This is a genomic window from Streptococcus mitis SK1080 (assembly GCF_000220085.1).
Classification (GTDB): Bacteria; Bacillota; Bacilli; order Lactobacillales; family Streptococcaceae; genus Streptococcus; species Streptococcus mitis_K.
In genome coordinates, this window is the sequence record NZ_AFQV01000017.1 from 40,008 (window position 1) to 65,858 (window position 25,851).

A 25,851-nucleotide genomic window follows, 5' to 3' on the forward strand; every position below is an offset into this window, starting at 1 on the left:
AGTTTGCTTTTTGATTTTCATTGAGTATAAGTCAAGTAATCACTTTGAAGTCTCAAATCTTAATTTTAAGTTTTCTTTAAGGAAAGTATATTATTCTGAAGAACTCTAAAATTTCACAGCCATTTATTGGTAATGACTACAGAATTCCTAGTCATTACTAGAAATGGACTAGTTTCTTTGAATAATAGAACTCCTTAATCCTCCTATTCTAGAACGGGATGACTAGTATTTCTTTTATGATAGAACTAGATTGTGGTATAATAGAGAGAATAAGTTTTTTTAGTAAGACAAAGGAGAAAATAGATGATTTATGCAGGAATTCTTGCTGGTGGAACTGGCACACGCATGGGAATCAGTAACTTGCCAAAACAATTTTTAGAGCTAGGTGATCGACCTATTTTGATTCATACAATTGAAAAATTTGTCTTGGAACCAAGTATTGAAAAAATTGTAGTTGGGGTTCATGGAGACTGGGTTTCTCATGCAGAAGATCTTGTAGATAAATATCTTCCTCTTCATAAGGAACGTATCATCATTACAAAGGGTGGTGCTGACCGCAATACGAGTATTGAGAAAATCATTGAAGCCATTGATGCTTATCGTCCGCTTACTCCAGAGGATATCGTTGTTACCCACGATTCTGTTCGTCCATTTATTACGCTTCGCATGATTCAGGACAATATCCAACTTGCCCAAAATCATGACGCAGTGGACACAGTGGTAGAAGCGGTTGATACTATCGTTGAAAGTACCAATGGTCAATTTATTACAGATATTCCAAATCGTGCTCACCTTTATCAAGGACAAACACCTCAAACATTCCGTTGCAAGGACTTCATGGACCTTTATGGATCTCTTTCTGATGAAGAGAAGGAAATCTTGACAGATGCATGTAAAATCTTTGTGATCAAAGGAAAAGATGTAGCCTTGGCCAAGGGTGAATACTCAAATCTGAAGATTACAACCGTAACAGATTTGAAGATTGCAAAAAGTATGATTGAGAAAGACTAGTAAAATGATTAATCAAATTTATCAACTAACTAAGCCTAAGTTTATCAATGTCAAATATCAGGAAGAGGCTATTGACCAAGAGAATCATATCCTCATCCGCCCTAATTATATGGCGGTCTGTCATGCGGATCAGCGTTACTACCAGGGGAAACGTGATCCCAAGGTTTTGAATAAAAAACTTCCAATGGCAATGATTCACGAGTCGTGTGGAACCGTTATTTCTGACCCTACAGGAACCTACGAAGTTGGTCAAAAAGTTGTCATGATTCCGAATCAGCCTCCTATGCAGAGCGATGAAGAATTCTATGAGAACTACATGACAGGGACCCATTTCTTGTCTAGTGGTTTTGATGGCTTTATGAGAGAGTTTGTTTCTCTCCCTAAAGACCGTGTGGTGGCTTATGATGCTATCGAAGACACGGTTGCAGCGATTACAGAGTTTGTCAGTGTCGGTATGCATGCCATGAATCGCTTATTGACCCTTGCTCATAGCAAGCGGGACCGAATCGCCGTTATCGGAGATGGAAGTCTAGCATTTGTGGTTGCCAATATTATCAACTATACTTTGCCAGAAGCAGAGATTGTGGTTATTGGTCGTCATTGGGAAAAGTTGGAACTCTTCTCTTTTGCCAAAGAATGCTATATTACTGATAATATTCCTGAAGATTTGGCCTTTGACCATGCTTTTGAGTGTTGTGGTGGTGATGGTACTGGACCAGCTATAAATGACCTGATTCGCTACATTCGTCCTCAGGGAACGATTCTCATGATGGGAGTTAGCGAGTATAAAGTGAATCTCAATACACGCGATGCCTTAGAAAAAGGTTTGCTCTTGGTTGGGTCATCTCGTTCTGGTCGCATTGATTTTGAAAATGCCATCCAAATGATGGAAGTCAAGAAATTTGCAAATCGTCTTAAAAATATCCTTTATCTAGAAGAACCTGTAAGAGAAATTAAAGATATTCACCGTGTCTTTGCAACCGATTTAAACACAGCCTTTAAAACCGTGTTTAAGTGGGAAGTATAAGTGCTGGAGGTTAATTGTGGAGAAAATCATTAAAGAAAAAATTTCTTCCCTACTTAGTCAAGAAGAGGAAGTCCTCAGTGTTGAACAACTGGGGGGAATGACCAATCAAAATTATTTGGTCAAAACAACAAATAAGCAATACATTGTTAAATTCTTTGGTAAAGGGACAGAAAAGCTGATCAATCGTCAAGATGAAAAGTACAATCTTGAACTACTAAAGGATTTAGACTTAGATGTAAAAAATTATCTTTTTGATATTGAAGCTGGTATCAAAGTAAATGAGTATATCGAATCTGCGATTACGCTTGATTCAACGTCAATCAAGACCAAATTTGATAAAATTGCTCCAATATTACAAACTATTCATGCTTCTGGCAAGGAATTAAGAGGAGAATTTGCTCCTTTTGAAGAAATCAAAAAATACGAATCCTTGATTGAAGAGAAAATCCCTTATACCAACTATGAAGCTGTTCGAGAAGAAGTCTTCTCCTTAGAGAAAAGACTGGCTGACTTAGGTGTTGACAGAAAATCTTGTCATATTGATTTGGTGCCTGAAAACTTTATCGAGTCACCACAAGGACGACTTTATCTGATTGACTGGGAATATTCATCAATGAACGATCCAATGTGGGATTTGGCTGCTCTCTTTTTAGAGTCTGAATTCACTCGTCAAGAGGAAGAAGACTTCTTGTCTCACTATGAGAGTGAGCAAACACCTGTCTCTCGTGAAAAGATTGCCATTTATAAAATTTTACAAGATGCTATTTGGAGTCTATGGACAGTCTACAAAGAAGAGCAAGGTGCAGATTTTGGTGACTATGGTGTGAGTCGTTACCAAAGATCTGTTAAAGGTTTGTCATATTATGGAGGTTCAGATGAAAAATAAAAATGGAGTTTCTTTTGGTCTACTCTCAGGTATTTTCTGGGGATTAGGTCTAACAATTAGTGCTTATATCTTTTCAATTTTTACAGATTTGTCGCCCTTTGTGGTGGCTGCTGCTCATGATTTCTTGAGTATCTTTATCTTACTAGCTTTTCTTTTAGTGAAAGAAGGAAAAGTTCGTCTCTCAATTTTCTTAAATATTCGCAATGTTAGTGTGATCATCGGAGCCTTATTAGCAGGTCCTATCGGTATGCAGGCCAATCTTTATGCAGTTAAGTATATCGGAAGTTCCTTAGCTTCATCGGTATCTGCTATCTACCCTGCAGTTTCAGTTTTACTAGCTTTCTTCTTTTTGAAGCACAAGATTTCAAAAAATACTGTGTTTGGGATTGTCTTGATTATTGGAGGGATTATTGCTCAAACTTATAAGGTTGAACAGGTTAATTCTTTCTACATTGGGATTCTTTGTGCATTGGTTTGTGCTATTGCATGGGGAAGTGAGAGTGTTCTTAGCTCCTTTGCCATGGAAAGTGAATTGAGTGAAATCGAAGCCCTCTTAATCCGTCAAGTGACTTCATTCTTGTCCTATCTTGTAATTGTGCTCTTCTCTCATCAGTCATTTGCAGAAGTGGCCAATGGGCAATTGCTAGGTCTTATGATTGTCTTTGCAGCCTTTGATATGATTTCCTACTTGGCTTACTATATCGCTATCAATCGCTTGCAACCTGCTAAAGCTACAGGATTGAACGTGAGTTATGTAGTTTGGACTGTCTTGTTTGCAGTTGTTTTCTTAGGTGCACCGCTAGATATGCTGACAATTATTACGTCACTTGTCGTTATTGCTGGAGTTTATATTATTATTAAAGAATAAAGGAGATTTGTGTGAAAGCCATCATCTTAGCAGCGGGATTGGGAACTCGCTTGCGTCCTATGACTGAAAATACCCCTAAGGCCTTGGTTCAGGTTAATCAAAAACCCCTGATTGAATACCAAATTGAGTTTCTCAAAGAAAAAGGAATCAATGAAATCATCATCATCGTTGGTTATCTTAAAGAACAATTCGATTATTTAAAAGAGAAATATGGAGTTCGACTCGTTTTCAATGATAAATACGCTGATTACAATAACTTTTACTCCCTATATCTTGTAAAAGAAGAGTTGGCCAACAGTTATGTTATTGATGCCGACAATTATCTCTTTAAAAATATGTTCCGCAATGATTTGACTCGTTCGACTTATTTTAGTGTTTATCGTGAAGATTGTACCAATGAATGGTTCTTGGTCTATGGAGATGACTACAAGGTTCAAGATATTACTGTTGATAGCAAGGCAGGTCGCATCCTTAGTGGTGTATCCTTCTGGGATGCTCCAACAGCAGAAAAGATTGTTAGCTTTATCGACAAGGCCTATGCAAGTGGTGAATTTGTTGATCTCTACTGGGACAATATGGTTAAGGATAATATCAAAGAGCTAGATGTCTATGTTGAAGAATTAGAAGGCAATAGCATCTATGAAATTGATAGTGTCCAAGACTATCATAAATTAGAAGAAATTCTTAAAAACGAAAATTAAAGGGCTCTTTGTCAACTGTAGTGGGTTGATGAAAAGCTAAGATCTAGAAAGGACGAAATTTGTCCTTTCTTTTTTGATGTTGAGAGCGATAAAAATCCGTTTTTTGAAGTTTTCAAAGTTCCGAAAACCAAAGGCATTTCGCTTGATAAGTTTAATGAGATTATTAGTCGCCTCCAATTTGGCGTTAGAATAGGGTAATTGAAGAGCGTTGACTATTTTCTCATTATCCTTGAGAAAAGTTTTAAAGACGGTCTGAAAAAGAGGATGAACCTGCTTAAGATTGTCCTCAATGAGTCCGAAGAATTTCTCAGGGTCCTTGTTCTGAAAGTGAAAAAGTAAGAGCTGATAGACATTGTAGTGGTGTTTCAAGTCTTCTGAATAGCTCAAAAGCTTGTCTAGAATTTCTTTATTTGTTAAGTGCATACGAAAAGTAGGGCGATAAAATCGTTTATCACTCAGTTTACGACTATCCTGTTGAATGAGCTTCCAGTAACGTTTGATGGCCTTGTATTCATGAGATTTTCGATCGAACTGATTCATGATTTGAACACGGACACGACTCATAGCACGGCTGAGATGTTGGACAATGTGAAAGCGGTCGAGAACGATTTTAGCGTTAGGAAAAAGTTTTCTGGCAATATCGTAGTAGGGGCTAAACATATCCATAGTAATGATTTTCACTCGACATCGGACGGCTCTATCATATTTAAGAAAGTGATCTCGAATGACAGCTTGTGTTCTACCTTCAAGAACGGTGATAATGTTGAGATTATCAAAGTCTTGTGCAATGAAACTCATCTTTCCTTTAGTGAAGGCATACTCGTCCCAGGACATAATCTCAGGAAGACGAGAAAAATCATGCTTAAAGTTGAAATCATTGAGCTTTCGAATGACAGTTGAAGTTGAGATGGAAAGCTGATGGGCAATATCGGTCATAGAAGTCTTTTCAATCAACTTTTGCGCAATTTTTTGGTTGATAATACGAGGAATTTGATGATTCTTCTTGACGAGTGAGGTCTCGGAGACCATTATTTTAGAGCAATGATAGCACTTGAAACGACGCTTTTTAAGGAGGATTCTGGTAGGCATACCAGTTGTTTCGAGGTAAGGAATTTTCGACGGTTTTTGAAAGTCATATTTCTTCATTTGACTTCTGCAATCAGGGCAAGATGGGGCCTCATAATCCAGTTTAGCGATGATTTCCTTGTGTGTATCCCTATTGATGATATCCATAAATTGGATATTTGAGTCTTTGATATCGAGTAGTTTTGTGATAAAATGTAATTGTTCCATATGAATCTTTCTAATGAGTTGTTTGGTCGCTTTTCATTATAGGTCATATGGGACTTTTTTTCTACACAAAATAGGCTCCATAATATCCATAGGGGATTTACCCACTACAAATATTATAGAGCCAATTAAAGATTCTAACATCTGGCTGAAATAGTCGGATGTTTTTTTGATTTTTTACGAATAAATAGATGAGTAGAAAAAGAAATGGAGATATTTATGAAAATCACAAACTATGAAATCTATAAGTTGAAAAAATCAGGTTTGACCAATCAACAGGTTTTGAAGGTCCTAGAATATGGTGAAAATTTCGATCAAGAACTGTTGTTAGGAGATATTGCAGATATATCAGGTTGCAGAAATCCAGCTGTTTTTATGGAACGTTATTTTCAGATAGACGATGCGCATTTGGAGAAGGAGTTTCAAAAATTTCCATCTTTCTCTATTTTAGATGACTGTTACCCTTGGGATTTGAGTGAAATATATGATGCGCCTGTACTTTTATTTTACAAGGGAAATCTTGACCTCTTGAAATTTCCTAAGGTAGCGGTCGTAGGAAGTCGTGCTTGTAGCAAACAGGGAGTTAAGTCAGTTGAAAAAGTCATTCAGGGATTGGAAAATGAACTGGTTATCGTCAGTGGATTAGCCAGGGGCATTGACACAGCAGCTCATATGGCAGCTCTTCAGAATGGCGGAAAAACCATTGCAGTGATTGGAACAGGACTGGATGTGTTTTATCCTAAAGCCAATAAACGCTTGCAAGACTACATCGGCAATGACCATCTGGTTCTCAGTGAGTATGGACCAGACGAACAACCTCTGAAATTTCATTTTCCTGCCCGTAATCGCATCATTGCTGGACTTTGTCGTGGTGTGATCGTAGCAGAGGCTAAGATGCGCTCAGGTAGTCTCATTACCTGTGAGCGAGCAATGGAGGAAGGGCGAGATGTTTTTGCTATTCCTGGTAGCATTTTAGATGGACTATCAGACGGTTGCCATCATTTGATTCAAGAAGGGGCAAAATTGGTCACCAGAGGGCAGGATGTGCTTGCGGAATTTGAATTTTAAGACAAAATTTCTCTTTCTAAACCAACTTTTCTTCTATATATAGGAGCTAAGTCTTGACAGTTATGGCAAAATGGTTTACACTTTATAAAGTTTATTACTTTGAAAAGGTGTGATACTGTGGCTACGGCAACAAAAAAGAAAAAATCAACAGTTAAAAAAAATCTAGTCATCGTGGAGTCGCCTGCTAAGGCCAAGACGATTGAAAAATACCTCGGCAGAAACTACAAGGTTTTAGCCAGTGTCGGCCATATTCGGGATTTGAAGAAATCCAGTATGTCCGTCGATATTGAAAATAATTATGAACCGCAATATATCAATATCCGAGGAAAAGGTCCTCTCATCAATGACTTGAAAAAAGAAGCCAAAAAAGCTAATAAAGTCTTTCTGGCGAGTGACCCGGACCGTGAAGGAGAAGCGATTTCTTGGCATTTGGCCCATATTCTCAACTTGGATGAAAATGATGCCAACCGTGTGGTCTTCAATGAAATCACCAAGGATGCGGTCAAAAATGCTTTTAAAGAACCTCGTAAGATTGATATGGACTTGGTCGATGCCCAACAGGCTCGTCGTGTCCTAGACCGCTTGGTAGGCTATTCGATTTCGCCTATTTTGTGGAAGAAGGTCAAGAAGGGCTTATCAGCAGGGCGCGTACAGTCCATTGCGCTTAAACTTATCATTGATCGTGAGAATGAAATCAATGCTTTTCAGCCAGAAGAATACTGGACAGTTGATGCTGTCTTTAAAAAGGGAACCAAGCAATTTCAGGCATCCTTCTATGGAGTAGATGGTAAAAAGCTAAAACTGACTAGCAATGACGAGGTTAAGGAAGTCTTGTCTCGTCTGGCTAGTAAAGATTTTTCAGTAGATCAGGTGGATAAGAAAGAGCGCAAACGTAATGCTCCTTTACCTTATACCACTTCATCTATGCAGATGGATGCTGCTAATAAAATCAATTTCCGTACTCGAAAGACCATGATGGTTGCGCAGCAGCTCTATGAGGGGATCAATATCGGTTCTGGTGTGCAAGGTTTGATTACCTATATGCGTACTGATTCGACTCGTATCAGTCCAGTAGCGCAAAATGAAGCAGCAAGTTTCATTACGGACCGTTTTGGTAGCAAGTATTCTAAGCATGGTAGCAAGGTCAAAAATGCTTCTGGAGCTCAGGATGCCCACGAGGCTATTCGTCCGTCTAGTGTCTTTAATACACCTGAAAGTATTGCTAAGTATTTGGACAAGGATCAGCTCAAGCTTTATACCCTTATCTGGAATCGTTTTGTGGCTAGTCAGATGACAGCTGCTGTCTTTGATACCATAGCTGTTAAATTGTCTCAAAATGGGGTTCAATTTGCTGCCAATGGTAGTCAGGTTAAGTTTGATGGTTATCTTGCCATTTATAATGATTCTGACAAGAATAAAATGTTACCAGATATGTCTGTTGGAGATGTGGTCAAGCAGGTTAATAGTAAACCAGAGCAACATTTCACCCAACCACCTGCTCGCTATTCTGAAGCGACACTGATCAAGACCTTGGAGGAAAATGGGGTTGGACGTCCGTCAACATATGCTCCAACCATTGAAACCATTCAGAAACGTTATTATGTTCGCCTTGCAGCCAAACGCTTTGAACCAACAGAGTTGGGAGAAATTGTTAACAAGCTCATCGTTGAATATTTCCCAGATATCGTAAACGTGACCTTCACAGCTGAAATGGAAGGCAAGCTAGATGATGTCGAAGTCGGAAAAGAGCAGTGGCAACGTGTTATAGACGCCTTTTACAAACCATTCTCTAAAGAAGTTGCCAAGGCTGAAGAAGAAATGGAAAAAATCCAAATCAAGGATGAACCAGCTGGATTTGATTGTGAAGTGTGTGGCAGTCCAATGGTCATTAAACTTGGTCGTTTTGGTAAGTTCTACGCTTGTAGCAATTTCCCAGATTGCCGTCATACCCAAGCAATCGTGAAAGAGATTGGTGTTGAGTGTCCAAGTTGTCATCAGGGACAAATCATTGAGCGTAAAACCAAACGCAATCGCCTCTTCTATGGTTGCAATCGCTATCCGGAATGTGAATTTACCTCTTGGGACAAGCCTGTTGGTCGTGACTGTCCAAAATGTGGCAACTTCCTCATGGAGAAAAAAGTCCGTGGTGGTGGCAAGCAGGTTGTTTGCAGCAATGGTGATTACGAAGAAGAAAAGATTAAATAAGAGGAGAGTCCTGAAAGTGAATTTCAGGCTCTTTTGGTTGGAACTTGACAAAATTCATCATTTTATGCGAAACTAGAAGAAGATTATTTTAATTAGGAGTAGTTATGCGTCTTATCTATCTGATAATTGGTTTTTTATCACTGGCCTTGGCAATTGTTGGGGTTGTTTTACCCTTGTTGCCTACAACGCCTTTCCTTTTGTTGTCTATTGCTTGTTTCTCCAGAAGTTCCAAGCGTTTCGAAGATTGGCTTTATCATACCAAGCTCTATCAAGCATATGTTGCTGATTTTCGCGAGACTAAGTCTATTGCGCGTGAACGAAAGAAAAAAATCATCGTTTCTATCTACATCTTGATGGGAATTTCCATTTATTTTGCACCTCTTTTACCAGTCAAAATCGGTCTGGGTGCCTTGACCATCTTTATCACCTACTATCTCTTCAAGGTCATTCCGGACAAAGAATAAAAAATAGTATCTGTTTTCCTTGATAAAATTGAAAACATATTTACAACAATATGATATAATAAATTTAAAGTAATCTTCAAGGAGAATCAAATGATTTACGAATTTTGTGCTGAAAATGTGACCTTGCTTGAAAAAGCGATGCAGGCTGGAGCTCGTCGAATCGAACTCTGTGATAATCTAGCAGTGGGAGGAACAACACCCAGCTATGGAGTAACCAAGGCAGCGGTTGAATTGGCAGCTAACTACAATACGACCATCATGACCATGATTCGTCCACGTGGTGGCGACTTTGTCTACAATGACCTAGAAATTGCTATCATGCTAGAAGACATTCGGTTGGCTGCTCAGGCTGGAAGTCAAGGGGTTGTATTTGGGGCTTTAACTGCTGATAAGAAGTTGGATAAGACTAATCTGGAGAAGTTGATAGCTGCGTCAAAAGGAATGGAAATTGTCTTTCATATGGCCTTTGATGAATTGAGCGAAGAAGACCAGTTAGAAGCTATTGACTGGCTCAGCCAAGCTGGAGTAACTCGTATCTTAACTCGTGCTGGTGTGTCTGGCGATTCCTTAGAAAAACGTTTTGCTCACTATCACAGAATTTTGGAACATGCTAAAGGTAAGATTAAAATTCTACCAGGTGGGGGGATTGACCTTGACAACCGTCAAACCTTTATCGATCAGCTAGGCGTGACACAATTGCACGGAACCAAGGTTGTCTTTTAAAAAATAGAAAGGAACTGCTAGCTTTTGATAGCAGTTTTCACTTATGTTTGAAATTTTTAAATCCTATCAGTTTAATCAAGAAAAGGCTCGTGCCTATGGTTTTGTAAAAAATGGGGAAGTCTGGACCAATAGTTGCCAGATTTTGGAGGGTGACTTTGTCATGGTTTTGTCCATCACCGCTGATAATGTGCGTTTTCAGGTCTTTGATCAGGAAATGGGTGACCTCTATCCTCAAGTTCATATGGAAAGTATGACAGGAAGTTTTGTTGGAAATGTCCGTGAGGCTTGTCTGGAGATTCTCTACCAGATTCGGAAAGCTTGTTTTGATGTGCAAGATTTTGTCTGTCCTCAGACTAAGCGTATCATGGCTCAGATTCAGGAAAAATATGGTAATCAGTTGGAGTATCTGTGGGAAAAATCACCTGATACGGCAGTGTTAAGACATGAAGGCAATAAAAAATGGTATGCTGTTTTGATGAGAATACCTTGGGATAAGCTGGAAAAGGGTAGAGAAGGTCTAGTCGAAGCAGTCAACCTCAAACATGATCAAGTAGTGGACCTGCTTTCACAAAAGGGCATTTATCCAGCTTTTCATATGAACAAACGCTACTGGATTAGTGTGGCTTTTGATGATACGTTGTCAGATGAAATGGTACTGGAATTGATAGAAAAAAGTTGGAATTTAACTTCTAAAAAATGATACATTTCAAGATTTTTCAAGAACTTTCAATTAGCAAAATATTCTCTACTGAAGAAATTTTCAGAAAATATTGGATTTTTTCTTGACAAGTACTTTTGCCTATGCTAAAATACTAAACAAGATATCAAACGAAGGAGAAAGTCAAACATGAAAACAGCTAAGTTTAATCAATTTGCTTTGTTGTTGAGGTACTCGGGCTAGTGCAAAAAGCATTAGTCCTGTTTGGCTTACCAAGCGGGAGTAAATCAACATCTCGCTTGGGTTTCTGAGCGAGATGTTTTTTTAAAACCACATTTGGAAAAGGGGAAATCTTATGAGAACAGTTGAATTTCTAGATACCAGCCTTCGGGATGGAGAGCAGACACCTGGTGTTAATTTTTCAATCAAGGAAAAAATTGCCATTGCAAGGCAGCTGGAGAAATGGGGAATTTCAGCCATTGAAGCCGGTTTTCCGGCGGCGAGTCCTGATTCATTTACAGCAGTTCAGGAGATTGCTAAAGTATTGAAGAAAACAGCGGTGACTGGTTTGGCACGCTCTGTCAAGTCTGATATTGATGCATGTTATGAGGCCCTCAAGGATGCCAAGTATCCACAGGTTCACGTCTTTATCGCTACCAGTCCAATTCATCGTAAGTATAAGCTCAATAAGAGCAAGGAAGAGATTCTAGAAGCTATTACGGAGCATGTTTCTTATGCCCGTTCTAAGTTTGAGATAGTCGAATTCTCTCCTGAGGATGCGACTAGAACAGAGTTGGATTTTCTCTTGCAAGTTGTTCAAACAGCGGTTGATGCAGGGGCGTCTTATATCAATATCCCTGACACGGTTGGTTTTACCACACCAGAGGAATATGGGAATATCTTCAAGTATCTGATTGACAATGTTAAAACCGACCGTCAGATTATCTATTCGCCTCACTGTCATGATGATCTTGGAATGGCAGTGGCTAATAGCCTTGCTGCCGTCAAGAATGGGGCAGGACGTGTTGAAGGAACCATCAATGGTATTGGTGAGAGAGCTGGAAATGCTGCTTTGGAAGAAATAGCAGTGGCGCTCAATATTCGCCAAGATTACTACCAAGCAGAAACCAGTATTGTCCTAAATGAGACCATCAATACGTCAGAAATGGTTTCTCGCTTCTCAGGTATCCCAGTTCCTAAAAACAAGGCTGTGGTTGGAGGTAATGCCTTCTCTCACGAATCTGGTATTCACCAAGACGGAGTCCTTAAAAATCCTCTTACTTATGAGATTATCACACCTGAATTGGTCGGTGTTAAGAGTAATAGTCTTCCGCTTGGAAAATTGTCTGGTCGCCATGCCTTTGTTGAGAAACTAAGAGAACTAGCCCTAGACTTTACAGAAGAGGACATCAAACCACTCTTTGCTAAGTTCAAGGCTCTGGCTGATAAGAAACAAGAAATCACAGATGCAGATATTCGAGCGCTGGTCGCTGGAACCATGGTTGAAAACCCAGAAGGCTTCCATTTTGATGATTTACAACTGCAAACTCATGCAGATAATGACATTGAAGCGCTTGTTAGCCTGGCTAATATGGATGGTGAGAAAGTCGAATTTAATGCGACAGGACAAGGTTCTGTTGAGGCTATCTTCAACGCTATTGACAAATTCTTCAATCAATCCGTTCGCTTGGTGTCTTACACTATTGATGCGGTGACGGATGGAATCGATGCCCAAGCTCGGGTCTTGGTCACTGTTGAAAATAGAGATACAGAAACCATCTTTAATGCAGCAGGGCTTGATTTCGATGTGTTGAAGGCTTCGGCTATTGCCTATATAAACGCTAATACCTTTGTTCAAAAAGAAAATGCTGGTGAGATGGGACGCAGTGTTTCCTATCGTGACATGCCTAGTGTGTAAAGGAGAAGGCTATGACAAAGAAAATAGTAGCTCTAGCAGGAGATGGAATTGGCCCAGAAATCATGGAGGCTGGTTTAGAAGTCCTGGAAGCTCTAGCTGAAAAAACAGGTTTTGACTATGAGATTGATAGACGACCTTTTGGAGGTGCAGGTATCGATGCTGCAGGGCATCCCTTACCTGATGAAACCCTCAAAGCATGTAGAGAAGCAGATGCCATTCTCCTAGCTGCTATCGGTAGTCCTCAGTATGATGGGGCAGTGGTTCGGCCTGAACAAGGCTTGCTGGCTCTCCGTAAGGAACTCAGTCTCTATGCTAATATTCGCCCTGTAAAAATCTTTGACAGTCTTAAGCATTTGTCACCTCTTAAACCAGAACGAATTGCTGGTGTAGACTTTGTTGTGGTGCGGGAGTTGACAGGTGGGATTTATTTTGGGGATCATATTCTTGAAGAGAGAAAAGCGCGTGATATCAATGACTATAGCTATGAGGAAGTGGAGCGAATTATTCGCAAAGCCTTTGAAATTGCAAGAAATAGCAGAAAAATCGTTACTAGTATCGATAAGCAAAATGTTCTAGCGACCTCAAAACTCTGGCGGAAAGTAGCTGAGGAAGTTGCGCAGGATTTCCCAGATGTAACCTTGGAACATCAGCTGGTTGACTCAGCTGCTATGCTTATGATTACCAATCCTGCTAAGTTTGATGTTATCGTGACAGAGAATCTTTTCGGAGATATCTTATCTGATGAATCAAGCGTTCTATCTGGCACACTTGGGGTTATGCCATCAGTCAGTCATTCTGAAAATGGACCAAGTCTCTATGAACCTATTCACGGTTCAGCACCTGATATTGCTGGTCAAGGAATTGCAAATCCTATCTCCATGATTTTATCAGTGGCCATGATGTTGAGAGATAGTTTTGGACGTTATAAGGATGCGGAGCGTATCGAGCATGCTGTTGAGGCAAGTTTAGCGGCTGGCGTTTTAACGAGAGATTTAGGAGGACAGGCTTCGACCAAGGAAATGATGGAAGCTATTATTGCAAGGTTATGAAGTTAGACGAAAAAATTACTCTAGTACTTTTGATTTGGAATGTCATGGTTTTCTTGATTTATGGTATTGACAAATTCAAGGCAAGGAGAAGAGCTTGGCGCATCCCTGAGAAAATCTTACTCATTTTAGCCTTTACTGGTGGTGGTTTTGGTGCCTGGCTAGCAGGAATCACTTTTCACCACAAGACTCGAAAATGGTACTTTAAAACAGTTTGGTTTCTTGGGATGGTGACTACACTAGTAGCCTTATATGTTATTTGGAGGTAATGGATGGCAGGAAAATCGATTTTTGATAAATTATGGAACCGTCATGTCATCACAGGAGAAGAGGGGCAGCCCCAACTCATGTATGTGGACCAGCACTATATTCACGAGGTGACCAGTCCTCAGGCTTTTCAAGGATTACGAGACGCAGGACGCAGATTGAGACGTCCAGACTTGACATTTGGAACCTTTGACCACAATGTCCCGACGGTCAATATCTACGATATTCGAGATGTCATTTCCAAGGCGCAAATTGATAAGCTAGCTGAAAATGTTGAGGAGTTTGGGATTGAACATGCAGCCCATGGTTCTGAAAAGCAAGGAATCGTTCACATGGTTGGTCCAGAAACAGGACGAACCCAACCAGGAAAATTCATCGTCTGTGGAGATAGCCACACAGCAACCCATGGAGCTTTCGGAGCAATCGCCTTTGGAATTGGGACCAGTGAGGTCGAACATGTCTTTGCGACACAGACACTCTGGCAGGTCAAACCCAAGAAAATGCTGGTGGAATTTACAGGTGTTCCTCAAAAGGGAGTTTATTCCAAGGATTACATTTTAGCCTTGATTGCCAAGTACGGCGTTGCTTGCGGCGTTGGCTACGTGGTGGAATATCGTGGACAAGCGATTGATGCACTGAGCATGGAAGAGCGAATGACCATCTGCAATATGTCCATCGAGTTTGGATCTAAGATGGGAATCATGAATCCGGACCAAACCACCTATGATTATCTCAAGGGACGAGAATGTGTTCCAGCGGACTTTGAAGAGGCTGTGGCGGATTGGAAAACCCTTGTCAGTGATGAGGATGCCGTTTATGATAAGGTTATCCAGATGGATGTCTCAGGATTGGCTCCCATGGTAACTTGGGGAACCAATCCCGCTATGGGGGTTGACTTTGACAGTAGCTTCCCAGAAATTAAAGATATGAATGATGAGCGAGCTTACAACTACATGGACTTAGAGCCAGGTCAAAAGCCAGCGGATATTGAACTAGGCTATATCTTTATCGGCTCATGTACTAATGCTCGTCTCAGTGACTTGCAGCTGGCTGCGAGATTTGTCAAAGGAAAGAAAATTGCTCCTAACTTAACAGCTATCGTAGTCCCAGGCTCTCGTCCTGTAAAACGAGCTGCTGAGAAGTTAGGCTTGGACAAGGTTTTCTTAGATGCTGGCTTTGAATGGAGAGACCCAGGTTGCTCTATGTGCCTAGGAATGAATCCTGACAAGGTTCCAGATGGCGTTCACTGTGCCTCAACCAGCAACCGCAACTTTGAAGACAGACAGGGATTTGGGGCTAAGACCCATCTCTGCAGTCCAGCCATGGCGGCTGCAGCAGCTATCGCAGGGCGCTTCGTAGATGTTCGGCAAATGCCAGAAGCCCAGTAAGGAGAGGATATGGAGAAATTTACAGTTTATACGGGAACGACCGTTCCTCTTATGAATGATAATATCGATACCGATCAAATCCTACCTAAGCAGTTTCTCAAGTTAATAGATAAGAAAGGCTTTGGTAAGTACCTCATGTATGCTTGGCGTTATCTGGACGACAAGTATACTGAGGACCCAGACTTTGTCTTTAACCGACCTGAATATCGGAAAGCCAGTATCCTCATCTCAGGGAATAACTTTGGGGCAGGTTCTTCGAGGGAACACGCGGCTTGGGCTCTAGCAGACTATGGTTTTAAAGTCGTGATTGCAGGATCTTTCGGTGATATTCATTACAATAATGAACTCAATAATGGCATGTTGCCCATTGTCCAGCCTAGAGAGGTTAGAGAGAAACTAGCTCAGCTACAACCAAGTGACCAGGTAACTGTGGACTTGGAACAACAGAAAATCATCTCACCAGTTGGAGAATTCACTTTCGAAATCGATAGCGAGTGGAAACACAAGCTCTTAAATGGTTTGGATGATATCGGAATTACCTTGCAGTATGAAGATTTGATTGCTGCTTATGAAAAACAACGACCAGCCTACTGGCAGGATTAGAAGAAAATTAGAAAAGGAAATAGAACTATGACAAAACACATTCAATGGAAGGGAACACTTTCACAAGAAGGCTATGACATTTTAAAAGGTGAGGGTGGATGTATCGTTTGCCCAACAAAAGTTGGTTATATCATCATGACTAGTGACAAGGCTGGTCTTGAACGCAAGTTCGCAGCCAAAGAGCGTAACCGTAACAAACCAGGTGTTGTTCTCTGCGGTAGCATGGATGAGCTTCGTGCTTTAGCACAACTCAACCCAGAAATTGAAGCCTTCTACCAAAAACATTGGGATGAAGATATTCTTCTTGGTTGTATCCTTCCTTGGAAACCAGAAGCCTTTGAAAAACTCAAAGCATACGGTGATGGCCGTGAAGAACTGATGACTGATGTGCGTGGTACTAGCTGTTTCGTTATCAAGTTTGGGAAAGCTGGTGAACAATTGGCTGCCAAACTTTGGGAAGAAGGCAAGATGGTTTATGCCTCATCAGCTAACCCATCTGGAAAAGGAAATCGTGGTAAGGTAGAGGGTATCGGAGAACGCATCGAAGGGGCAGTTGACCTTGTTATCGAGGCGGACGACTATGTGGCATCTATCCAGCCTGACAAAACGATTGAAACACGCTATGAGCAAGGTGTGATGGTCTCTATGGTCGATAAGGACGGCAAACTCATCCCAGAACAAGGAGGAGCACGTTCAACTTCACCAGCTCCAGTTATAATCCGTAAAGGACTTGACATTGATAAGATTATGATGCATCTATCAGATACCTTTAACTCATGGGACTACCGTCAGGGAGAGTATTATTAGAATGTAGAAGAAGTGGGGAGAAAATAATCTCTCCTCTTTTTATTGTTATTTATGCAATAAAATCCGAACATTATATTTCAATTTATAAAATTATTTGACAAAAACTGTACTTTGGTTTATAATAAATTAAGGAAACGTCGGAAAAGGCGTAGTGATGCGAGAGCATAGGTAGGTCATTACAAAAGAAACGAGACATCGATATGTTAAATGAATTTCCAATTTTTGATTACGAAGATATTCAATTGATTCCAAATAAATGTGTGATTAAAAGCCGTGCAGAAGCGGATACAAGTGTCACTTTAGGAAATCACACCTTTAAACTACCTGTTGTGCCAGCTAATATGCAGACAATTTTGGATGAAAATGTAGCAGAGCAACTGGCTAAAGGTGGTTACTTCTACATTATGCACCGTTTTGATGAGGCAGGACGCATTCCTTTTATTAAGCGTATGCACGATCAAGGGCTTATTGCTTCTATCTCTGTTGGTGTTAAGGATTATGAGTATGATTTTGTTAGCCAGCTCAAGGCTGATGCTCCTGAGTACATCACGATTGATATTGCTCATGGTCATGCGGATAGCGTGATTTCTATGATTCAACACATCAAGAAAGAATTGCCAGATACCTTTGTCATTGCTGGAAATGTGGGAACACCAGAAGCGGTGCGTGAATTGGAAAATGCTGGTGCGGATGCCACTAAGGTCGGAATTGGTCCTGGTAAGGTTTGTATCACCAAGGTCAAGACAGGTTTTGGTACAGGTGGTTGGCAGTTGGCTGCTCTCCGTTGGTGTGCCAAGGCTGCCCGTAAACCGATTATCGCTGATGGAGGAATTCGTACTCACGGCGATATTGCCAAGTCTATCCGTTTCGGTGCCAGCATGGTTATGATTGGTTCCCTCTTTGCAGGACACATCGAAAGTCCAGGGAAAACGATTGAAGTCGATGGTGAACAGTTCAAAGAATACTACGGTTCAGCTTCTCAATACCAAAAAGGTGCTTACAAAAATGTGGAAGGCAAACGCATCTTGCTTCCTGCCAAAGGTCATCTGCAAGACACTTTAACTGAGATGGAACAAGACCTTCAAAGTGCTATTTCGTATGCAGGTGGACGTCAGGTTGCTGACCTTAAACACGTTGATTATGTTATCGTGAAAAACTCAATCTGGAATGGGGATGCTTCCCACTAAGACGGGCTATCCGTCTAGAAAAAAACTTGTTATTAGAGCAAATTTCTGTTATAATAAAACAAGTTTCCACCCTTAGTGTAATGGATATCACGTAAGATTCCGGTTCTTGAGATGGGGGTTCGATTCCCTCAGGGTGGATGTAAACATCCTAAGAAAGCCTTTAATAGGGCTTTTTTGCTTTATACCGCCCCAAGTTTAACCCAAAAACTGAAAATCTCATTTTAAAGAATACCCAAATGCTTTCCAGTCCCATTTTAAAGTGACTCAGGGGGCTTTTTTTGATATAATAAAAAGGACTGTTATCAGTTAGAAAGAGGTTGGTATGAAAGAATTACAAACTGTACTTAAAAACCATTTTGCAATCGAATTTGCAGACAAAAACTTACTGGAGACTGCTTTTACTCATACGAGTTATGCCAATGAGCACCGCCTCTTAAAAATTTCACACAATGAGCGCTTGGAATTTTTAGGAGACGCTGTTCTACAGTTATTGATTTCAGAATATCTGTATAAAAAATATCCTAAAAAGCCTGAGGGTGATTTGTCCAAACTCCGTGCCATGATTGTTCGCGAGGAGAGTTTGGCTGGTTTTGCGCGTGATTGCCAGTTTGATCAGTTTATCAAACTTGGTAAAGGGGAAGAAAAGTCTGGTGGGCGCAATCGTGATACCATTCTTGGTGATGCCTTTGAAGCCTTTCTTGGTGCCCTCCTTTTGGACAAGGATGTGGCCAAGGTTAAGGAATTTATCTATCAAGTCATGATTCCTAAGGTTGAAGCAGGAGAGTTTGAGATGATTACAGACTACAAAACCCATCTCCAAGAGTTACTTCAGGTCAATGGCGATGTGGCTATTCGTTATCAGGTGATTTCTGAAACGGGTCCTGCTCACGATAAGGTCTTTGATGTAGAAGTTCTGGTGGAAGGCAAGAGCATTGGTCAAGGTCAAGGTCGTTCTAAGAAATTAGCAGAGCAGGAAGCTGCCAAAAATGCCGTCGAGAAAGGGCTGGATTCATGTATTTAAAGGAAATCGAAATTCAGGGATTCAAGTCTTTTGCTGATAAGACCAAGGTTGTCTTTGACCAAGGTGTGACGGCAGTTGTTGGACCCAATGGATCTGGAAAGTCGAATATTACAGAAAGTCTGCGTTGGGCCTTGGGGGAGTCAAGTGTTAAGAGTCTCCGTGGCGGTAAGATGCCGGATGTTATCTTTGCTGGAACAGAAAGTCGCAAACCGCTCAATTATGCATCTGTAGTTGTGACTCTGGATAATCATGACGGATTTATCAAGGATGCTGGTCAAGAAATCAGGGTAGAGCGCCATATCTATCGTAGTGGAGATAGCGAATATAAGATTGACGGCAAGAAAGTCCGTCTGCGTGATATTCATGATCTTTTCTTGGATACTGGCTTGGGACGAGATTCCTTCTCTATTATTTCTCAAGGGAAGGTTGAGGAGATTTTCAATTCCAAGCCTGAAGAACGTCGTGCTATTTTCGAAGAAGCTGCAGGAGTTTTGAAATACAAGACTCGTAGAAAAGAAACTGAGAGTAAACTGCAGCAAACCCAGGATAATCTGGACCGTCTTGAAGACATTATCTACGAGTTGGATAATCAAATCAAGCCTCTTGAGAAGCAAGCTGCAAATGCTCGTAAGTTTTTAGACTTGGAAGGTCAACGTAAGGCTATTTATTTAGACGTTCTGGTTGCTCAAATCAAGGAAAATAAGGCAGAACTAGAGTTGACAGAAGAAGAGTTAGAACAGGTTCAGGAACTCTTGACGAGCTACTACCAAAAGCGTGAAAAATTAGAAGAGGAAAATCAGAATCTCAAGAAGCAACGCCAAGATTTACAGGCTGAAATGGCCAAAGACCAAGGCAGTTTGATGGATTTGACCAGTCTAATTAGTGACTTAGAGAGAAAATTAGCCCTATCGAAATTAGAATCTGAGCAAGTAGCCCTGAATCAACAGGAAGCACAAGCTCGTTTGGCTGCTTTGGAGGATAAGAGAAATGCTCTAAGTCAGGAAAAGGCTGAAAAAGAAAGCTCTTTAGCCCTCTTAGAAGAAAATCTAGTCCAAAATAATCAAAAACTCAATCGTTTAGAGGCTGAATTGCTAGCTTTTTCAGATGATCCTGATCAGATGATTGAGCTTTTACGTGAACGCTTTGTGGCGCTTTTACAGGAAGAAGTCGATGTCTCAAACCAGTTGACCCGTATCGAAAACGAGTTGGAAAATAGTCGTCAGCTTTCTCAAAAACAAGCAGATCAACTAGAAAAGCTGAAAGAACAACTGGCTACAGTTAAAGAGAAGGCTAGTCAGCAAAAGGCGGAGCTTGAAACTGCTAAGGAGCAGGTTCAAAAATTATTGGCCGACTACCAAGCTATTGCCAAGGAGCAAGAGGAACAGAAAACTTCCTATCAAGTTCAACAAAGTCAACTCTTTGACCGTCTGGATAATCTCAAAAACAAGCAGGCGAGAGCTCGGAGTTTGGAAAATATCCTGAGAAATCATAGTAACTTTTATGCAGGTGTTAAGAGTGTTCTCCAAGAAAAAGATCGCCTTGGTGGGATTATTGGTGCAGTCAGTGAGCACCTGACTTTTGATGTGCATTATCAAACTGCTCTGGAGATTGCCTTAGGGGCAAGTAGCCAGCATATCATCGTAAAAGATGAAGTGTCGGCAACCAAAGCTATTGATTTCCTCAAACGAAACAGAGCAGGTCGTGCAACCTTCCTTCCTTTGACAACGATCAAGGCGCGTACGATTTCTAGTCAGAACCAAGATGCTATTGCTGCAAGTTCAGGATTTCTGGGCATGGCAGATGAGTTGGTGACATTCGATACTAGACTGGAAGCCATTTTCAAGAACTTGCTAGCTACGACGGCTATCTTTGATACCGTAGAACATGCTCGTGCAGCTGCTCGCCAGGTTCGTTATCAGGTTCGTATGGTGACTTTGGACGGCACAGAGTTGCGCACAGGTGGTTCCTATGCAGGTGGAGCTAATCGCCAGAATAACAGCATTTTCATCAAGCCAGAACTGGAGCAATTACAAAAAGAAATTGCTAAAGAAGAAGCAAGTCTTCGTTCAGAAGAAGTGGCTTTGAAGACCTTACAAGACAAGATGGCTAGATTGACCGAATCATTAGAAGCCATCAAATCTCAGGGTGAGCAGGCTCGTATTCAGGAGCAAGGCTTGTCCCTCGCTTATCAGCAAACTAGTCAGCAAGTTGAAGAGCTAGAAACTCTTTGGAAACTCCAAGAAGAGGAATTAGATCGTCTTTCTGAGGGAGATTGGCAAGCGGATAAGGAAAAATGCCAAGAGTGCCTTGCTGCAATCGCCAGTGACAAGAAAAATCTGGAAGCTGAGATTGAAGAGATTAAGTCTAACAAAAATGCCATTCAAGAACGTTATCAGAACTTGCAAGAACAGGTAGCGCAAGCTCGCCTGCTTAAGACAGAACTACAAGGGCAAAAACGTTATGAAGTAGCTGATATTGAACGTTTAGGCAAGGAATTGGATAATCTGAATATCGAGCAAGAGGAAATCCAGCGCCTTCTTCAAGAAAAGGTTGACAATCTTGAGAAAGTTGATACAGAATTGCTCAGTCAACAGGTTGAAGAAGCCAAAAATCAGAAAACAAATCTCCAACAAGATTTGATTCGCAAGCAGTTTGAGTTGGATGATATTGAAGGTCAGCTGGATGATATTGCTAGTCATTTGGATCAGGCTCGCCAGCAGAATGAAGAGTGGATTCGCAAGCAAACACGTGCTGAAGCTAAGAAAGAAAAGGTCAGCGAGCGCTTGCGTTATTTACAAAGTCAATTAACAGACCAATACCAGATTAGCTATACAGAAGCTTTAGAAAAGTCTCATGAGTTGGAAAATCTCAATCTGGCAGAGCAAGAGGTGCAGGATTTAGAGAAGGCTATTCGCTCACTGGGTCCTGTCAATTTGGATGCTATTGAACAGTACGAAGAAGTGCACAACCGTCTGGATTTCCTAAATAGCCAACGAGATGATATTTTGTCAGCGAAAAATTTGCTCCTTGAAACCATTACAGAAATGAATGATGAGGTTAAGGAACGCTTTAAATCAACCTTTGAAGCTATTCGTGAGTCCTTTAAAGTAACCTTCAAGCAGATGTTTGGCGGAGGTCAGGCAGACTTGATATTGACTGAGGGAGACTTGCTGACAGCTGGGGTTGAGATTTCTGTCCAACCGCCAGGTAAGAAAATTCAGTCTCTTAACCTCATGAGTGGTGGTGAAAAAGCCTTATCGGCTCTAGCTTTGCTTTTCTCTATCATTCGAGTTAAGACTATCCCATTTGTCATCTTGGATGAGGTGGAAGCTGCGCTGGATGAAGCCAATGTTAAACGTTTTGGGGATTACCTCAATCGATTTGACAAGGACAGCCAGTTTATCGTTGTGACCCACCGTAAGGGAACCATGGCTGCGGCTGATTCCATCTATGGAGTGACCATGCAAGAATCAGGTGTCTCAAAAATTGTTTCAGTTAAGTTAAAAGATTTAGAAAGTATTGAAGGATGACAATTAAACTAGTAGCAACAGAAATCGGAATAAGTAAATTGATACAATAGCATATAAAGAAAGCCTTGAAATTTAGCTGATTTCAGGGCTTTTTAACTGTCTATTGCTATCAGGGAAAAATCATTAGAGATGTTGTGAGTTTATGGAGACACCCTTGATTTGTAAAATGTTAAATGGTAGAGAATCATTTCATCTATTCTTTGTTTAACAGTTTATCGAAATGGCTAGTATAGTGTAATTTTAACTTGTCTTCTCCTAAAATATCAAGGACTTGTATGGCCTGTTTCATTTTTTCAATTCCGCTATCTGAATGACGCTTAAATTCAAAGTAACCAGTTGCATAGAGAAAAACTGTCTGTTCATAAAAGTTTAATTCATTATCTAATAATGCTTTTATTTCGTTGATTAGACAAGTACAGTTTGAAAATTCTTCCTTATCTACGCTCAGAATTAGACAATTGATGGCCAATTGAGTGACAATTCGCTTATTTGTTTTATTCAATGAAGAGTAGATGTAATTGTTCAACATTTCCTTTGTTAATAGGAAGTAGGAGTTGTAGTTTATTGTTCGTACACAGTTACCTAATAAAGTGATTTCATAGTAACCCCATTTTTCAACTTTGAAGAGATAATCTGTCAATTGAAGTAATTCTTTATTTGATGGAATAATACTGGAATCCATTGTGTGTAGAATGGATTTTATCATTGTTTTCTCGAAAGAATTTAAAGTGTAATGTGATGAGTCAGAAAGTAGAGTTGCTATATTTTTGATATTTTGTGATGAATATTGCTTACGAATATATTGAACCAAATTAGCGAATAGTTCAGTATTGGTATAATCTTCATCATGTAATACAAGAAACTCGTCTAAAGAAATGTGTAATTTGTCTAAAATATTGATAAGTCGAATACAAGATATCTCTGATTCCCCACGTTCGAATCTAGATATTTGAGATTTTGAAAGATGTTCATCTGCTACAGAGCATAGACTAATTTGTTTTCCTTTACGAACTTTTCTAAGTGTGATGCCAAGTTTTGATTTCATAATTTCCCATTTTCCCAACAAAAATTAAATCCGTTTTTATTTATTGTACAATAAATAAAAACGGAAAGGAAGTCCGAGTATGAAGAAAATTTCAAAATTTTTGCCGATTTTGGTTTTGGTGATGGATATTATCATAATTTTTGGTTAGTAAAAGATGAATTAGAAGGAATGTGGTATGATCAGCAATAAAATTTCATCAGAGTTAAAATATTATCTATATATCATTTTTACAAATTTACGATTTACTAGAATAGTAAATATTATCTTTATTGTCCAGTTTTTGGGATTATCTTTAGTACAATTTGCATTTTTTCAATCTATTTTTCTATTTTCTCAATTAGTTTCAGAGATTCCCTCCGGAATTTTAGGAGATAGATTTAGTAAGAAGAAAATCGTTCTATTGGGACTAGTTCTGTTATCAATTACTCCATTATTAACTCTTTCATCAATCTTGCTAATGAAGGACTATGTTTACTATGTTATTCTAGGGGCATTTGTTTTAGAAGGAGTAGGAAATGCTTTATTAAGTGGAGCTGATGATGCCTTGTTTTTTGAATCTCTAAGAAGTGAAGGCAAGGAGGAGAGTTATGGGAAAATAAGAGGAAAGTTACAATTAATCAGTGCTCTGACTTTGGGGATTGCTACATTTATAGGAGGTGGTTTGTATAGCATTACAAGATATTTACCATATTTTATTCAGTCTTTTACACTTATAGGTTCAATGATAATCATCATATCTATTCCAGATAATCAGAAAAACGCTATAGAAGATCTTAATCAAAATGGTGTTCCGAAATTTAAAGAATTATTTTCAGTTTTTCATAGGTTGCTAGAATCTACTAAAATTCTTTTCATGTTCGCTTTTACTACGGTTATTGTCTCAGCAATTAACGTAATGTTTGCTTTATTACCAGATTATTTTTCTAAAATAGGATTTTCTACATCTATTAATGGAGCTATGTTTATGATTTATAGTATCATTGGTGGCATAGTAGCAACTCAAGCTTATAAAATATCAAAAATAAGAGTTTCTAAATTAATTATGCTGCTATCATTGATACTAATGATTTCCATTATTTTACAAATTTTGCCTTTCAATACCACATTTATATTTAGTCTTCTACTGTTGTACATTATCATAGATATTCTTGATCCTATCATCATGGAGATGTTACATCTTTGGGTTGATGACAATTCAAGAGCAACAGTTATATCAGGACTATCCTTTTCAATTAGTCTTGTTACAATGTTGGTAAATCCGATAATTAGTGTAGGAATTCAAGTTTTTAATATGAGAACAACGATCTTATTGATTTCTTGTTTTATAATTATAATGATGTTAATCTCGTATATGTTAATAGAAAAAACTAAAGGGAGTAAAAAAGATGAAAACAGAGAATAAGGCTTATTTAGGTGATTCCAGAGCTATGGAAGATGTCGAAAATGATTCTGTTGATTTAATAATCACTTCTCCACCATATTTTAATTTAGTTGATTATCAACATGATAATTAGATTGGGTTAACAGAAACATATAAAGGAGATATTTAGAGTCTAAATAATGTTTGGGAAAGATGTAGTAAAATATTAAAAGAAACAGGAACAATTTGCATCAATATTTGCAGTTCTGTAGAAATTAGCAGAAAAATCAAAATATGTATTACGATATCAAACATGAAATTGAAAAATTCTTTGCGGAGCATAATTTCTATATTGAAGGGACAATAATATGTAATTTGAATAATACTTCATATATCAAAAATCAAGTTGAAAAATATCCTTCAAGTTATTCGAATAATGAGTCTTTGATTCTAAATAACTATGAATACATATTGATTTTTAAGAAAAAGTCAGAATTTATAGTGTGGGGTAGAAACATTGAGGGAACTAAATTTATTGACTGCATTTGGAATATACCTTGGGATTATTCTACAAGACCACCAGCTTTTTCAGAACAAATTGTCAATCAACTTATTGATATTTATTCTCTGGAAGGTGATGTTGTGTTGGATCCGTTTATGAGGCAAGCAACTACATCTTTGTGTGCTTTTAAGAAAAACAGAAAGTTTATTACTTATGAATTAAATCCAACCACTTATAAATTATGAAGAAACCTTTAAGACAATTCTGAAAGATGGG

Annotated in this window: 25 protein-coding genes and 1 tRNA gene; 24 read left to right on the forward strand and 2 right to left on the reverse strand. The window is 39.4% G+C overall.

What is annotated here, in order from left to right; translation table 11 throughout:
- Positions 1 to 303 precede the first annotated feature (303 nt).
- From HMPREF9957_RS06500 to HMPREF9957_RS06520, 5 genes are read left to right on the forward strand one after another with little or no spacing between them, the layout of a single operon-like run.
- Entirely contained in the window at positions 304 to 1,011 is a 708-nt protein-coding gene (locus HMPREF9957_RS06500) for an IspD/TarI family cytidylyltransferase (protein ID WP_000638496.1), read from the forward strand.
- Positions 1,012 to 1,015: 4 nt separating this feature from the next.
- Complete coding sequence (locus HMPREF9957_RS06505; protein ID WP_000609896.1) at positions 1,016 to 2,038, forward strand: ribitol-5-phosphate dehydrogenase; 1,023 nt, start codon at positions 1,016 to 1,018, stop codon at positions 2,036 to 2,038.
- Between the two features lie 16 nt (positions 2,039 to 2,054).
- On the forward strand, positions 2,055 to 2,924 hold the full coding sequence (locus HMPREF9957_RS06510) for a phosphotransferase family protein (protein ID WP_000411225.1): 870 nt from the start codon (positions 2,055 to 2,057) through the stop codon (positions 2,922 to 2,924).
- A complete protein-coding gene (locus HMPREF9957_RS06515) occupies positions 2,914 to 3,792 on the forward strand; it encodes a DMT family transporter (RefSeq protein ID WP_000791832.1) in 879 nt (292 codons plus the stop codon). The genes HMPREF9957_RS06510 and HMPREF9957_RS06515 overlap by 11 nt, the downstream gene beginning before the upstream one ends.
- Before the next feature lie 11 nt (positions 3,793 to 3,803).
- On the forward strand, positions 3,804 to 4,493 hold the full coding sequence (locus HMPREF9957_RS06520; RefSeq protein WP_000643977.1) for a sugar phosphate nucleotidyltransferase: 690 nt from the start codon (positions 3,804 to 3,806) through the stop codon (positions 4,491 to 4,493).
- A 36-nt stretch (positions 4,494 to 4,529) separates the two neighbouring features.
- On the opposite strand, the gene HMPREF9957_RS06525 is transcribed toward HMPREF9957_RS06520, so the two are convergent.
- Positions 4,530 to 5,786, reverse strand: a complete 1,257-nt coding sequence (locus tag HMPREF9957_RS06525) for an ISL3 family transposase (protein WP_000436600.1) — start codon at positions 5,784 to 5,786, stop codon at positions 4,530 to 4,532.
- 216 nt (positions 5,787 to 6,002) lie between these two features.
- Between HMPREF9957_RS06525 and dprA the strand changes: the two genes are divergently transcribed.
- From dprA to smc, 15 genes are all read left to right on the forward strand, one after another.
- Entirely contained in the window at positions 6,003 to 6,851 is an 849-nt protein-coding gene (gene dprA, locus HMPREF9957_RS06530; RefSeq protein ID WP_000705320.1) for a DNA-processing protein DprA, read from the forward strand.
- Positions 6,852 to 6,968: 117 nt separating this feature from the next.
- Complete coding sequence (topA, locus tag HMPREF9957_RS06535; protein ID WP_000179663.1) at positions 6,969 to 9,056, forward strand: type I DNA topoisomerase; 2,088 nt, start codon at positions 6,969 to 6,971, stop codon at positions 9,054 to 9,056.
- Between the two features lie 104 nt (positions 9,057 to 9,160).
- Complete coding sequence (locus tag HMPREF9957_RS06540) at positions 9,161 to 9,520, forward strand: YbaN family protein (RefSeq protein WP_001237214.1); 360 nt, start codon at positions 9,161 to 9,163, stop codon at positions 9,518 to 9,520.
- Positions 9,521 to 9,610: 90 nt separating this feature from the next.
- On the forward strand, positions 9,611 to 10,243 hold the full coding sequence (locus tag HMPREF9957_RS06545; protein WP_000638812.1) for a copper homeostasis protein CutC: 633 nt from the start codon (positions 9,611 to 9,613) through the stop codon (positions 10,241 to 10,243).
- A 43-nt stretch (positions 10,244 to 10,286) separates the two neighbouring features.
- The gene (locus tag HMPREF9957_RS06550) at positions 10,287 to 10,943 is read left to right on the forward strand and encodes an MmcQ/YjbR family DNA-binding protein (RefSeq protein ID WP_000461595.1); all 657 of its coding nucleotides are present in this window, start codon (positions 10,287 to 10,289) and stop codon (positions 10,941 to 10,943) included.
- A gap of 313 nt (positions 10,944 to 11,256) precedes the next feature.
- Positions 11,257 to 12,819 (forward strand): 2-isopropylmalate synthase, encoded by a 1,563-nt coding sequence (locus tag HMPREF9957_RS06555; RefSeq protein ID WP_001261088.1) that lies wholly within the window; start codon positions 11,257 to 11,259, stop codon positions 12,817 to 12,819.
- 11 nt (positions 12,820 to 12,830) lie between these two features.
- Positions 12,831 to 13,868 carry a 3-isopropylmalate dehydrogenase gene (gene leuB / locus HMPREF9957_RS06560; protein WP_000162519.1) on the forward strand — a complete coding sequence of 346 codons (1,038 nt, stop codon included), beginning with the start codon at positions 12,831 to 12,833 and terminating at the stop codon, positions 13,866 to 13,868.
- Positions 13,865 to 14,134 carry a DUF1294 domain-containing protein gene (locus HMPREF9957_RS06565; protein WP_000762441.1) on the forward strand — a complete coding sequence of 90 codons (270 nt, stop codon included), beginning with the start codon at positions 13,865 to 13,867 and terminating at the stop codon, positions 14,132 to 14,134. Before leuB ends, HMPREF9957_RS06565 begins: the two co-directional genes overlap by 4 nt.
- A 3-nt stretch (positions 14,135 to 14,137) precedes the next feature.
- Positions 14,138 to 15,520, forward strand: a complete 1,383-nt coding sequence (gene leuC / locus HMPREF9957_RS06570; RefSeq protein WP_000907588.1) for a 3-isopropylmalate dehydratase large subunit — start codon at positions 14,138 to 14,140, stop codon at positions 15,518 to 15,520.
- 9 nt (positions 15,521 to 15,529) lie between these two features.
- Positions 15,530 to 16,123 carry a 3-isopropylmalate dehydratase small subunit gene (leuD, locus tag HMPREF9957_RS06575; RefSeq protein ID WP_000410629.1) on the forward strand — a complete coding sequence of 198 codons (594 nt, stop codon included), beginning with the start codon at positions 15,530 to 15,532 and terminating at the stop codon, positions 16,121 to 16,123.
- Between the two features lie 27 nt (positions 16,124 to 16,150).
- Positions 16,151 to 16,930 (forward strand): L-threonylcarbamoyladenylate synthase, encoded by a 780-nt coding sequence (locus HMPREF9957_RS06580; protein ID WP_000160495.1) that lies wholly within the window; start codon positions 16,151 to 16,153, stop codon positions 16,928 to 16,930.
- 200 nt (positions 16,931 to 17,130) lie between these two features.
- Positions 17,131 to 18,117 carry a GMP reductase gene (locus tag HMPREF9957_RS06585; RefSeq protein WP_000931164.1) on the forward strand — a complete coding sequence of 329 codons (987 nt, stop codon included), beginning with the start codon at positions 17,131 to 17,133 and terminating at the stop codon, positions 18,115 to 18,117.
- Between the two features lie 66 nt (positions 18,118 to 18,183).
- Positions 18,184 to 18,255: transfer RNA gene (locus HMPREF9957_RS06590), tRNA-Arg, on the forward strand.
- Positions 18,256 to 18,439: 184 nt separating this feature from the next.
- A complete protein-coding gene (gene rnc / locus HMPREF9957_RS06595; RefSeq protein WP_000661487.1) occupies positions 18,440 to 19,138 on the forward strand; it encodes a ribonuclease III in 699 nt (232 codons plus the stop codon).
- Positions 19,129 to 22,668: a chromosome segregation protein SMC gene (gene smc, locus HMPREF9957_RS06600; protein ID WP_000280911.1), complete on the forward strand. Its 3,540-nt coding sequence runs from the start codon at positions 19,129 to 19,131 to the stop codon at positions 22,666 to 22,668. Before rnc ends, smc begins: the two co-directional genes overlap by 10 nt.
- Positions 22,669 to 22,861: 193 nt before the next feature.
- Here the strand turns inward: smc and HMPREF9957_RS06605 are convergent, their stop codons facing one another.
- On the reverse strand, positions 22,862 to 23,713 hold the full coding sequence (locus HMPREF9957_RS06605; RefSeq protein ID WP_000837483.1) for a helix-turn-helix domain-containing protein: 852 nt from the start codon (positions 23,711 to 23,713) through the stop codon (positions 22,862 to 22,864).
- A gap of 79 nt (positions 23,714 to 23,792) precedes the next feature.
- Here HMPREF9957_RS06605 and HMPREF9957_RS13065 point away from each other — a divergent pair, with 79 nt between their 5' ends.
- The 4 genes from HMPREF9957_RS13065 (at position 23,793) to HMPREF9957_RS13570 (ending at position 25,820) form a co-directional block, all read left to right on the forward strand.
- A complete protein-coding gene (locus tag HMPREF9957_RS13065; RefSeq protein WP_133302227.1) occupies positions 23,793 to 23,861 on the forward strand; it encodes an SHP2/SHP3 family peptide pheromone in 69 nt (22 codons plus the stop codon).
- 27 nt (positions 23,862 to 23,888) lie between these two features.
- Complete coding sequence (locus HMPREF9957_RS06610) at positions 23,889 to 25,115, forward strand: MFS transporter (protein ID WP_000625042.1); 1,227 nt, start codon at positions 23,889 to 23,891, stop codon at positions 25,113 to 25,115.
- Positions 25,099 to 25,227: a site-specific DNA-methyltransferase gene (locus HMPREF9957_RS13565; protein WP_004242334.1), complete on the forward strand. Its 129-nt coding sequence runs from the start codon at positions 25,099 to 25,101 to the stop codon at positions 25,225 to 25,227. Before HMPREF9957_RS06610 ends, HMPREF9957_RS13565 begins: the two co-directional genes overlap by 17 nt.
- 140 nt (positions 25,228 to 25,367) lie before the next feature.
- Positions 25,368 to 25,820, forward strand: a complete 453-nt coding sequence (locus HMPREF9957_RS13570; RefSeq protein WP_004242346.1) for a DNA methyltransferase — start codon at positions 25,368 to 25,370, stop codon at positions 25,818 to 25,820.
- Positions 25,821 to 25,851: the final 31 nt, after the last annotated feature.